This window comes from Planococcus sp. TJ-302, from assembly GCF_058268455.1.
On the sequence record NZ_JBZDOI010000001.1, the window covers coordinates 1,402,759 to 1,414,888 of the forward strand.

General features: G+C 46.2%; 10 protein-coding genes. 4 read left to right on the forward strand and 6 right to left on the reverse strand.

Annotation, left to right across the window (positions count from 1 at the left end; all coding sequences use genetic code 11):
* Window positions 1–24: 24 nt before the first annotated feature.
* The 4 genes from AC4EHB_RS06990 to AC4EHB_RS07005 form a co-directional block, all read right to left on the reverse strand.
* Window positions 25–330 carry a hypothetical protein gene (locus tag AC4EHB_RS06990; protein ID WP_490981035.1) on the reverse strand — a complete coding sequence of 102 codons (306 nt, stop codon included), beginning with the start codon at window positions 328–330 and terminating at the stop codon, window positions 25–27.
* A gap of 233 nt (window positions 331–563) precedes the next feature.
* Window positions 564–1,985 (reverse strand): Na+/H+ antiporter NhaC, encoded by a 1,422-nt coding sequence (gene nhaC, locus AC4EHB_RS06995; RefSeq protein WP_490981036.1) that lies wholly within the window; start codon window positions 1,983–1,985, stop codon window positions 564–566.
* A gap of 558 nt (window positions 1,986–2,543) precedes the next feature.
* A complete protein-coding gene (locus tag AC4EHB_RS07000) occupies window positions 2,544–3,623 on the reverse strand; it encodes a M42 family metallopeptidase (RefSeq protein WP_490981037.1) in 1,080 nt (359 codons plus the stop codon).
* Between the two features lie 17 nt (window positions 3,624–3,640).
* On the reverse strand, window positions 3,641–5,275 hold the full coding sequence (locus AC4EHB_RS07005) for an ABC transporter substrate-binding protein (protein WP_490981038.1): 1,635 nt from the start codon (window positions 5,273–5,275) through the stop codon (window positions 3,641–3,643).
* A gap of 662 nt (window positions 5,276–5,937) precedes the next feature.
* Here AC4EHB_RS07005 and AC4EHB_RS07010 point away from each other — a divergent pair.
* The 3 genes from AC4EHB_RS07010 (at window position 5,938) to AC4EHB_RS07020 (ending at window position 8,607) form a co-directional block, all read left to right on the forward strand.
* A complete protein-coding gene (locus AC4EHB_RS07010) occupies window positions 5,938–6,759 on the forward strand; it encodes a neutral zinc metallopeptidase (RefSeq protein WP_490981039.1) in 822 nt (273 codons plus the stop codon).
* A gap of 253 nt (window positions 6,760–7,012) precedes the next feature.
* Complete coding sequence (locus AC4EHB_RS07015) at window positions 7,013–7,192, forward strand: hypothetical protein (RefSeq protein ID WP_490981040.1); 180 nt, start codon at window positions 7,013–7,015, stop codon at window positions 7,190–7,192.
* Window positions 7,189–8,607: an amidase gene (locus AC4EHB_RS07020; RefSeq protein ID WP_490981041.1), complete on the forward strand. Its 1,419-nt coding sequence runs from the start codon at window positions 7,189–7,191 to the stop codon at window positions 8,605–8,607. The genes AC4EHB_RS07015 and AC4EHB_RS07020 overlap by 4 nt, the downstream gene beginning before the upstream one ends.
* A gap of 215 nt (window positions 8,608–8,822) precedes the next feature.
* Here the strand turns inward: AC4EHB_RS07020 and AC4EHB_RS07025 are convergent, their stop codons facing one another.
* Both AC4EHB_RS07025 and AC4EHB_RS07030 read right to left on the reverse strand, forming a co-directional pair.
* Window positions 8,823–9,272, reverse strand: a complete 450-nt coding sequence (locus AC4EHB_RS07025; protein WP_490981042.1) for a RidA family protein — start codon at window positions 9,270–9,272, stop codon at window positions 8,823–8,825.
* A 104-nt stretch (window positions 9,273–9,376) separates the two neighbouring features.
* Window positions 9,377–10,123 (reverse strand): MBL fold metallo-hydrolase, encoded by a 747-nt coding sequence (locus tag AC4EHB_RS07030; protein ID WP_490981043.1) that lies wholly within the window; start codon window positions 10,121–10,123, stop codon window positions 9,377–9,379.
* A gap of 721 nt (window positions 10,124–10,844) precedes the next feature.
* Between AC4EHB_RS07030 and AC4EHB_RS07035 the strand changes: the two genes are divergently transcribed.
* Window positions 10,845–11,951: a ketopantoate reductase family protein gene (locus AC4EHB_RS07035; RefSeq protein ID WP_490981044.1), complete on the forward strand. Its 1,107-nt coding sequence runs from the start codon at window positions 10,845–10,847 to the stop codon at window positions 11,949–11,951.
* Window positions 11,952–12,130: the final 179 nt, after the last annotated feature.

Genomic DNA, 12,130 nt, shown 5'->3' on the forward strand with positions numbered 1-12,130 from the left:
CTTCAAACCAAGAGCTCAATATATCTATGCCGAATACTCCATAGCAAAGGGCCAAAACACAATCAGGTAACCCAGCAGCACGATTAAAGTGAAGACTGTGGCCCAGAGGGTATTTTCTTTAAGCTGTTTTTTTCTAAGTAAACTGGTTATAAGCAAAATTACGTTCGGTGATGCACTAAGTGCGGCCATAAACAGCAAAATATTGATGATTTCACTTCTCGCCGCGTCTTGATTCCCGCTTCCGAGCCCCATTACTGTCACCCCGTACAAAGCGATATGAGCCAGAATCATACTGATATTAATCAGGAAATAGATTTTGAAAACTTTCAAAGACGCCCTCCTTCTGAGCATACATCCTTATATTATGTTGTCTATTTTTGTTTTTCACTCACAAGGTGCGATACATATCAAAGGATTTCCGCTTTTTGCAAAAAAATAAACAGCCACTCCAGGAATGTTGCATTCCCTGGAGCGGCTTTCTTTCGCATTCAATTGTGGTGTGTAATCAGCAACGTTCAGAAATGTTCTTTGTTTAGGGTGTTAAATTTTAAGCGTGCGATTTTTTAGTTTTGCAAGGCTTTCTTTGCGGTCACCTTTTTTCCTGTTTGATTTTCAGGAACATCGACCTTTGCAATTCCGATACCGGTCATGATATAGATAATTGCAAAGACGATTCCCAGGTAAAGCATCGGTGCGAAGGGCGCGTATTGAACAACCGGGACGCCCAGCGTTCCAGCGATGAAAGCCCCAGTGACACTCCATGGAACTAAAGGAGCTAATGCTGTTCCCGAGTCTTCCAAAGTTCTGGAAAAGTTTTTGCGGTGCAAGCCGTATTTGTCATACATCGATTTCATCATAGGCCCTAATACAGCAAATGTTACGTAATAGCTTCCCGTAATGATAAACAGGAAAGCATGAAGTGATAAGCTCGAAAGCATAAGCCCTTTTCCGGTATTGACTACTTTTTGGATGCCGGTCAAAATGACATCAATCACTCCGGCCGTCTGAAGAGGCGAACCGAAAATGGCGGCGGCGATCAACAAAGCGACGGTTCCGAGCATACTGGCAAGGCCGCCCCGCTGCAGCATGCTATCAACAACTTCTACACCCGTTGACGCTGTATAGCCGTCATTTAAAGCAACGGCGATCTCGCCTAACCCATTCCCTTGGAATATGGCGGCTAGCAGAACACCCAGTAAAATCCCGACACCAAAAACAGGCAAAGTCGGTTTACCCCGGTAAATCAAAAATAAGATCACAACAGGCGGCAGCAGAAGCAACGGATTTAAGTTGAAATTGGCATCTAACGTACTCAGAATGCTCGTGATCTGCTCATTTTCAATTTGCCCGCCAACTTGAAAGCCGAGAATCAGAAAAACAATCAAGGAAATAACAAATCCCGGAATCGTCGTGTACAGCATATGTTTAATGTGATCCACTAACTTCACATCCGTAACGGCAGCTGCCATAACGGTCGTATCCGATAAAGGCGACAGCTTGTCACCGAAAATCGCGCCAACAACGACGGCTCCTGCCGTGTAATGAAGCGGAATATCCAGGCCGACCGAAACCCCCATGAATGCAACACCAATGGTTCCAATCGTCCCCCAAGAAGTTCCGGCCATTACGGACATCAGCGCACATGCCAAACATGCCACAAACAGAAAAACACTCGGATGAATCAGAAGCAATCCGTAATACACAATCAACGGAATCGTACCTGCCAACATCCAGACCCCGATCATCAAGCCGACTGCAAGCAATATGAGAATTGGAATAAACATGGCACGCAAATTATCCAGAATGCCTTTTTCGATATCGTCCCATTTGACTCCCCATAACAAGCTCAAGATAATGACTGCAGTCCCTGCAGCAAGCAACACAATCGTCGACTCTGCGTCTATAAAGATAATGCCGCCGAACACAATGGCTATTGATACGGCAATTAGTATAATTGCTTTCACCGGTGACAAAGTTCCGTTCATCCCCATTCCCCCTATATATTAGTTGACCTGATTTTTAAATGGATTATTCTTTTCTCTTCATTAATGATTAAGCAGCTGGCTAAATTTTACGGGAAACCGCTGAAAACTCCATATCCGCTTTTATCCGTCTAAAAACTCTTTGATGATTTGATACCTACTTTTCAGCTGCGAACCGCATTCGTCCAAACGCAGCTTGGGATTATGATTGTTTAATGCCTGCTTTTCTTATGTCTATAGCTTCTGGATGGTAAAGCACTGTTTCTTTCTACATACAATCCCTTCAAATAAAACAGGCTTCTGTTGCCTTTTTCATAAGGATTGCTCCGTGGGCAATTCTTCATTTGGGAATTCAAGCTATTTTTTCTTTTACATAGAAAACCTCCGTTTCAAAGAAAATAATTCTAAGCGTCATTGCACAAAAACAGCCACCCTTTGAAATCGGTTGATTTCATTGATGATGGCTATTCTTTATGCATATTTAAGTTATCAAAGGAACTGCATTTGCCACAGCGACACATTTTTGAAAGTCGTTCGGCGATTATTCCCGGCGATGTGAATTTACGTATCCAAAAAATTCTTCCCAACCAACTCGCCGGACTGATAAATGAACGCAGCCGCCAGCTTGACGGTGTTTTCCAAATCGCCAAAATCGACGATTTCCACAGGCGAATGGGTATAGCGGGACGGAATGGATATGACGCCGGAAGATACCCCGGTAGATGTCATATGAATCGCACCGGCATCTGTGCCGATTCCCATGAAGACTTCTATTTGGTGCGGAATGCTTTGTTCAACGGCGACTTTTTTCAGCAGGCCTGTGACCAGCGGATGAGCAATCAGCGATTTGTCAGCAATTTTGATGCAAGGGCCTCCGCCGAGCACGCGCGTTCCGGTCATTAACACGTCGTATGTGTCACTCGTCGGCGTAGTGTCAATCGCAAGCGCAAAATCGGGTTGGATGGCAGGAGACAGTACGGACGCTCCGCGCAGCCCGACTTCTTCCTGTACGGTGAAGACGCAGTAAACGTCGCCATGCTTGCGGTTGGGGTTATCCTTCAACTCCCTTAGAAGCTGGATCAATATCGCACACCCCGCGCGGTCATCCAGTGCTTTTCCGACAACGCGGTTGCGCTTTTTGTCACCCACTAGTTTCAGGTCGCTGCCATAACTGATGGGCTGGCCGACTTTCACACCCATTTCGAGGACTTCCTCGGCAGAGCTCGCACCGATATCAATATACAGTTCCCGGTGGGAATCGATGCGCTTCGGATCATCCCATTTCACATAATGCATGGAAAGCGTGCCAATCACGCCTTCTACGTATCCTTCCTTTCCTTTGATCGTCACCGACTGAGCCAGCAGAATGCGGTCATCGAAACCGCCGAGCTTTTCAAAACGGAGAGTGCCGTTCGGCTCGATCTTTTTGACGATAAGCCCGATTTCATCGGCATGCGCTGCCAATAAAACCGAAGGCATGCTAGCATCGGTTGCATTGATTTTGACGATCAGATTGCCTAACGCATCCACTTCTACGCTATCCGCTCCATCTTTCACTTTGTTCAGGATAAACCGCTGGACATCTTGTTCGAATCCGCTCGGCCCCACCAGTTCACACAAATCTTTTAATAGCTGATACACAAAATCACTCCAAGGAATTAGTTTGATAGGTAAACGTCTGTCAGTAAATCGTTGCTCATCGGATGCGGTACGTAGCCTTCCACGTAATCCATCTGCGCAAGCGGTGGCGTGGTGTAAGCGAGCATCACCCACGGTGCGTCTTTTTGGAACAGCTGCTGCGCTTGTTTGTACAGCTCGATGCGCTTGTCTTGGTCAAGGGTTTCACGCGCTTCAGTGATCAAAGCGGTGAATTCATCACTTTTGTAGAATGCGATATTTTGTGCAGGTACGGTAGCGTTCGTTTTGCTGAGGTTTGGATACAGGAAATTATCCGGATCCGCCATAACGCCGGTCCAGCCGTACATCGCCATCTCATGCGCGCCTGCTTTCGTATCTTCCAAATAAGTCGCCCATTCCATCGACACGATTTCCGCTTCGATCCCGACTTTCGCTAAATCTGATTGGATCGCTTCCGCAATTTTCATCGGTTCCGGCAAATACGGGCGCGGATTGCTCATTGTATGCAGTTTTGTCTTGAAGCCATTTTCAAATCCTGCTTCTTTCAACAGCTTTTTGGCTTCTTCTACATTGTATTCGTACTTTTCCAAGGAATCATCATAGCCCCAAAGCGATGGCGGCAGCGGGCTAGTGGCAGTCTCGGCAAGTCCGTTATAAAACGCATCGACGATTTTGTCTTTGTCGATGGCCATATTGAGCGCTTGGCGCACCAATGGATTGTTGAACGGTTCTTTTTCCGTGTTCAATGCCATATAGCCGATGTTAAAACTCGGCCGTTTGAGCAATTCAAGCCCTGCGGTGTCTTCGACAATCGTCGTATCGGTTGCATTCATGCCGTCGAGCACATCAATTTCCCCGGTCTGCAACGCATTCAAACGTGCCGCATTTTCCGGAATCACCTGGAAGATGACTTTATCCAAATACGGTTTTCCTTCCATCCAGTACTCAGGGTTTTTCGCCAGCGTGATGGTGTTGTTGCGGCTCCATTCTTCAAACATGAATGGCCCTGTCCCCACCGGATTTTCGTTCAGCTTCTCGCCGTATTGTTCGATCGCAGCCGGGCTTGCAATGCCGAACATCGAAATCGCCAAATAACTTAAGAACGGCGCCGTTTTGCGTTTCAGCTTGATTTCCAGTTCATGGTCGCCTGTCGCTTTCACATGCTCGATCAAGTGATTTTCGTCTCCTTTAAAACCGCCGTAAAGGAACGGATAATACGCGAAATCCCCTTGGTGATACGGGTTTTCCGGATCCATCCAGCGGTCGAAGTTGAAGACGACCGCTTCCGCGTTGAAATCAGTGCCGTCATGGAACTTCACGCCTTCGCGCAATTTGAACGTCCACGTCAGTCCATCTTCACTGGAACTGTACTCTGTCGCCAGCTTCGGCTGCAATTCCAGGTTTTGATCGTATTCAAGCAAAGTCTCAAAAACATTATGCGTCACACGGATCGATTCCCCGTCTGTCACATTGATCGGATCTAAGCCGACTGAATCAGCTCCGCGGCCATAGACAAGTGTTCCGCCTTGCTTGTCTCCTTCTGGCGTTTCACCGCCGCTGTCAGCGTTGTCCGCTCCATCATTTCCGGAACAAGCGGCGAGTATCAAGACGAGAATCAATCCCAGGATAAACGGGATATGCAGTTTTTTCTTCATTTTTTGTGCCTCCTCTTTTTAGCTTTAATCCTCATCGTTAAGTTGAAACTAAATGAATAGCGACGGCCTATAGGTTGTTCACCGTACTTTTCTATGGATACGGTCCTTATCGCACTCCTTTCGTTTTACAAAATAACTTATTTTGAACTATTTATCTTCCTTAAAGTAAGAATTACTTAACTTCTTCTTAACTTTTGTTCTGAAACTTCTTTAAGTGTATTAGCAATAAAATTCAAAGTCAATTATTTATTATACAATTCAATTAATTTATTTAACTTCTTAAAAATTGTTTACATTTTTAGATGAAAACCTGAATGGGCATCCAGGCAGGTTGAATTATTCTTCGCATCAAATAGATACACTCAGTCCCGAGTGATTAGCTCCAATTCAAGAAGCTTTTAAGGCGGTTTGTTGGGCATTTATTTTAATTGAATAAATTCAATTTTGTCTTACACAGCGGCGGGATTTTTTTGATTGTGCTGGTGCCCCTTCCATCCCCCCTCTCTGCATTCTGTTACTTGGCAAGACATTTAAAAATAATTAAAAATTTATCATTTAAATATCAAATATATGATAGAATGATAATTAATTATTAAAAAATTCAGAATTCAATCATACCCATGCCCGTGGATTTGCTAATCAAAAACTAGGAGATGATCATTATGTGGAGAAAGACAGCACAAATCATGTTAGCCGTGGTCATCTTCCTGTTGCTTCCCGGGTGGAACCCTCTTCAAGCTCCGCCACAAGCAGCGGAAAATCAAGAAGCCGTCGATCCCCAAGCTCTCGGCTTATCAGCAAAAGAATCGGCTTTAGCCAGCTCAGCGTTCAAGAAGGATCTGCCAGCGGATTACACAATGCATGATTATCTTGTCTACGTCTTGGCTGATGTGGAAGCATTTTGGTCTCCAATACTGGTGAAGGATGGCTATGCAAAACCGGCTGTCACTTATTCGTTCCCAGCTTTAGGAGAACCGGTCCAGACCGAATGCATTATTGAAACACCGATCGATCCGGCGCAAGCATTTTATTGCGGCTATGATGATCAGATCGTCATGACGCAGCTAATGGCCGCGCAGCTATTGGAAGGGACGTACAAAACCAATGTAGAGCCGCCGAGTGAATACAAGGCCGGTGATTTCTCCGTAGCCTTTGTGCTGGCTCACGAATACGCGCATAATCTGCAGACCGAGCTCGGATGGCTGCCAGTAACCGGCGACGAAGCCCCAAAAGCGACTTCCCGGAGCATTGAACTGAACGCGGATTGCCTGACGGGCGTATGGACCCATTCGGTAAACGCTCGCGGCCTTCTGGACACCACGGACATCCAGGAAGTGAAGCGGACGCTGGCGGATATCGGCCAAGACCCATCAGCTCCTAATCCGACGCACGGAACGCCGAAAGAGCGGACCGACGCTTTTCTGCTTGGCTATGATTCCGGAGCGGCTGCCAGCTGTGACCCTTACTTGACCACTCCTTATTAAACAGACCGGCTCTCCTCATTCTGCACAAGAAATCCACTCCCTTGAGTTTCCTTGGGAGTGGATTTTTCTGTCTTCTATTATTGTGCAGGCTCAGCATTGCGTGGCATTGCCTCTTCTCCTGAGAAATGAATTTCTCATTGTTCATTCATTTACACTTAATTAATCAAAATATTCTCTCTACTATGATAAGGTAGACGTAATCATCTTTGTTCTCACATAAGCTTTCAACCTAATTTGAATGGGAGGAAAAGGAATGGCACAGAACATTTTAAAGATCTTGCAAGACAAAGGCATCGACGTACCGGAACATCACGTGGAAATGTTGGAGAGTCAATGGGCAGTTTTCGAAAAAATGCGAGCGACCGTGGACCAGGAGGCACTAGCCGATTACGACATCGGCTTGACCCATGTGCCAGGAGGTGATGGGAAATGACGCAGAACTTAGCGAAACAATCGATTGGCGAACTGGCTCCGTTGCTCCAAAACAAAGACATTTCCCCTGTCGAATTAACCGAAGCGGTGCTGAAAAATGTCGACAAGTACGACAGCCATGTGAATTCCTATATCGAGATTCAAGCCGATGGAGCGAGACAGGCAGCAAAAACGGCCGAGAGTGAAATTGCGAGCGGCAATTACCGCGGTCCCTTGCACGGCATTCCGATGGCGTTGAAAGACATTATGTATTTCAAAGGCGAAACAGCCACAATGGGCTCTGGCATCCACCGGGATTTTGTGCCCGATTATGATGCAACGGTCGTATCGAAGCTGAAAAGCGCGGGTGTGGTTTTCACCGGCAAGCTGAACATGCATGAGTATGCCTGGGGCGCAACGACCACCAATCCGCATTTCGGCGCTTGCCGCAACCCGTGGGACCTCAGCAAAATTCCTGGCGGTTCAAGCGGTGGGTCAGGCGCAGCCGTTGCCGCTGACATGGCCATCGCTTCGCTTGGCACCGATACAGGCGGTTCAATCCGGATTCCCGCTGCAAGCTGCGGCATTATCGGCTTGAAGCCGACGCACGGCAGAATCTCAAAATACGGCTGTTTCCCTTTGGCCTGGAGCCTCGACCATATCGGACCATTGACCAAGACGGTCTACGATGCCGCGCTGCTGTTGGAAACCTTATCCGGCTATGACCCGCAAGATCCGACGTCTATAGATAAACCTTCCCAAAATTACAGCGGCGGGCTATCCGAAGACTTGAAAGGCAAAGTCATCGGCATCGATGAAGATTACTTTTTCCGCAATGTCGACAAACGCGTCGATGAAGCTGTGCGAAACGCAATCAATGAATTGGTGAAGCTCGGGGCGCGGATCGAACCGATCAAGATTCCGTCCCTTTCGCAAGCGGAGTTTGCCGAACTCGTCACCATTACATCAGAAGCCAGCACCGTCCACCACCAGAATTTGCTCAAGCATCCCGAAATGTTCGGAGAAGATACCCGCTTCTTGCTGGAGTTTGGTGAATTGGTGACGGCCGTGGATTATTTGCAAGCCCAGCAAATCCGCCGGAAGCTGAGCAATGAGTTTGCACAAGCATTCAAGCAGGTCGATGTCATCATCAGCCCGACGCTGCCGTTCCTGCCGCCGCTCATTGGCGACAACACGGTAGACATTAACGGCCAAACGCTGAGCTTCCTGGATGAAGTGATCCGCTTCACAGGACCCGGCAACTTAACTGGGCTGCCGGCGTTGAGCATTCCGTGCGGTGTCCGTGATGGCTTGCCGATCGGTTTGCAGATTATGGGCTCTGCATTTGAAGAAGAAAAAGTATTGAATGTGGCGTATGCCTTAGAGAAGCTCCAGTTGATGAAAGGCAAAAAACCGGATTTGCTTAGCGTCTTTTGAAGTAAAGCTTAGCTTTTCTCTTGCAGGAAGCGGCCTAATTCAGGAGAATTTCGCTTTCCGCATAAAACTGAAACAGCCGCTCCCGAGAATGTTGCATTCTCAGGAGCGGCTTTCTTTTGCATTCAATTGTCGTGTCTATTCAAAACGCTATTGAATTGTTTCTTTCCAAGCGACGCGAATTCGTCCTGAATCCCATCAATAAAGTTGGATCGGGTTTAATCACTGCTTTTAGCAGCAACGGCAGCAATAAGTTGAATCTCTACCGGTGCATTGCCTGGCAATGAGGCAACACCTACCGTAGCCCGGCTCCCGATTCCTTTGCTGCCTAATTGTTCGAATAAGTACTCAGAAGCAAAGTCAGCCAGCGCAGAATGCGCTTCAAATATGTCTTCCGCATTCAGGTAAACGGTGAGCGAAATGATTTGCTCAAACTCTTCCTGCTCCGCTAGCAAACTCCTGGCTGCAGTGAGTGCATTGGCAACCGCTTGCCTGACTGCTTCTTTATAGCTAGCTGCCGGCTGATCAGCGCTTATTTTCCCGTATTGAATCAGTCTGCCATTGTTTCTGGGAGTCATCCCGGCGGTATAAATCAAGTTTTCAAATCGCGATGCCGGAACATATTTCCCCTGCGGAACGGGGTTATTCGTTTCTTCTTGCTTGTTCATTTTCAACACAACTCCTCTACATTAATGAACCGTTTAGTTTCAGCAATATGCACTCACCTAAAAAAATTCTGCCTATTCTATTCAAGGCATGATTTTCTTCCCGCTTATGTTAACTCGGTTTCAATAAAATCTATATTTGCTTCATGCCGTGGAATGAGGTGTGGCGGAATTGGCTTTTGCCGGTAAAGAGCCCGTTTATTGCCAGAAGTTATCTGGTGAAGGTAATCCAAATCGTCTTCGATTCGTTTGAGAATATCCGGTTGAGAATCAAAAATAGGATCGCCGTGGCCAGGAATCAAGGTGTGAATACCATATTCGATTATTTTCTCTTTCATCCGCTGCAAGCTTTCGATGTATTTTTTGCTTGAATAAAAAATAAACGGAAATTCCAAATTTGATAAGACGTCTCCTGCTACCACAAGTTTGCGTTCTAGAAAAAACGTAGCCATCATATCATCGGTATGGCCTGGTATGGGCAAAAAATAAAGCAGATCATCCGAGGTGGATTTGGTCGTCTCCTCCACGATTTCCTCATCAATTCTAAGATTTTCAAGTTCTTTGTCACGCGCCACATACCATTGAAGATCAAAAGACCGCACTTTCTCCATGGGGTCTTGGCGTTCACCTATCTTGTGATGGCCCACCGTATGTCCATATGAAAAATCGGAAAATCCAGCAATGTGATCCCAATCGGCATGTGTGTAAATCACGTATAACTTTTTGTCTGGAAGCGATTTTTTAATTTGTGCTAATTCGTGAGGAAAATAGGTTGGGTCAAAAAGAAAGCAATCCTCTCTTCCTTCTATTAAAGTCGAGTTCGTTTGCCATAAGCAGCTCTGAAAAATATTCATAAAAATCCCCCTTTTAACGACAAGTTTATCATAGAGTGACTCGGCGGTATGAGACACGTATAAAATACCCTTTCCTAACTGCTTAAGCCTCAAATTCTTTGGTGAATACAGCCATTGAAATGAGCCACTTTGGACGGATTAGTGAGTCGCTCGAGAAGACCAACCTGTGGTAGTGCATCTATTACCTGTCGTAACTGCAGAACGCTGAGTAAGATCTTCATTCAGAAGACATAGAGCCCTCGGAGATGCAGACCCAACGATTGTCTTGAGGCAAAATCCGAATGCTCCCCTCTTTAAAGCAGTCCCATTTCGTCCCTATGTACGGAGCAATTCTAAATAGTTAGCTGGCCGCTTGAAAACACAAAGACCGCCTTCGAAATCCTTTGATTTCATTGAAGGCGGTTTTTGGCCATTCATTTTAAATGACTAAATTCAATTGTGTTTTCCACAGTGGCGCGAATTCTAATTTTGCTGAAGGTAAATACGAAAAAATGCCTGAAGTATTTCTAGTTATCTTATAAAAACATCCGCATAATCACTCAAAAAATGATACACTGTATCAAAATATTATTAATTCAGTTTTTTCGAGATTTCTTTTACGTCACGTCAAAGGAGGATAAGTTTTCATATCAGCATAAAAGCTCTAGTTAGTTTCGGTGAATGAATCGTACGTTGAACATGTCGCGGATTTTACAAAACTATAGAAAAAGGAGCAATGATTATGAAAAAGAAAATTCTTATTTATGGTGCGGGACCTATGGGCAGTTTATTCGCGGTGCGCCTTGCAGAAGCTGGCCATTCCGTATCCTTGCTTGACCAGGGAGAGCGGCAGCAGGAGTTGAAAACTTACGGAGTCGCCATTGAAAATACGGATACCGGTGTGCAAAAGATTACGCATCTGCCGGTTGTCGAAAGCCTTGAAGAAGAGGATTATTACGACCTTGTCATTGTGTCGATCCGAAAAAATAAGGTTTCTGCCATACTTCCTGTTCTGGCGGCCAATAAAAAAGTGCCGACGTTTTTGTTCATGATGAATAATGCCGCCGGGCAGCAGGAATTTATTGACGCACTTGGCAAAGAACGAGTGATGGCCGGCTTTCCGCTTCCGGGCGGATTTAAGAAAGGACATGTCATGCACATGTTGCCGGTAGATCAAAAGCAACCCACGGTCCTGCCGATTGGCGAGGTCGATGGCAGCATCACCACCAGAACCCGTGAAGTGGCGAAGATTTTGAGCTCCATGCGCGGTTACCGGACGGAAATACAGAAAGACATCGATGCCTGGTTGAAAACACAAGTTGCCATACTGGTCCCGACGTTCGCTCCGGCTGTCTATGCCTGCAATTCAGATATGGAACATTTTGCTGCGACACGGGATGCGCGAGTTCTCATAAAACGCGCGCTGCATGAATCATTGCTGGCTACGGAAAATGCGGGGATTCCAATAACACCTCCTGCGTATCGGATGATGGACAAAATTCCTGAACCGATCTTTGTACTCGCTCTCGGCAAAGTGGCAGCCACCCCACAATTTGAGAATGCCATGGAGCATTTGAAGGATTCAGAAGATGAGATTGCTTATTTGACAGACGAATTTTATACAATGATCAAACCAGGGAACACACCGACGCCGACTGTGGACGAGTTGACGCAATACACGTACGGAAAGAAAGAACCTCTGCCTGTCGGCTCGAAAACCATTCCGCTCAATTGGAAACCGATTTACAGAGCCGCAATCGGCATTGCCGCTGTCGTCGGTGCAGCAACGCTGATCAAGAAGCAACGAAACGGCAACGGCAATGGCAAGCACCACTTACCGGCCGCTTAACCTAACAATTTCGTCCTTATATACGGAGCAACTCTGAATAGTTAGCTGGCCGCATGAAAACACAAAGACCGCCTTCGAAATCCCTTGATTTCATTGAAGGCGGTCTTTTGGGCATTCATTTTAACTGAATAAGTTCAATTTTGTCTTGCACAGGGGGCGCGATTTTATGCTTTTCGAAA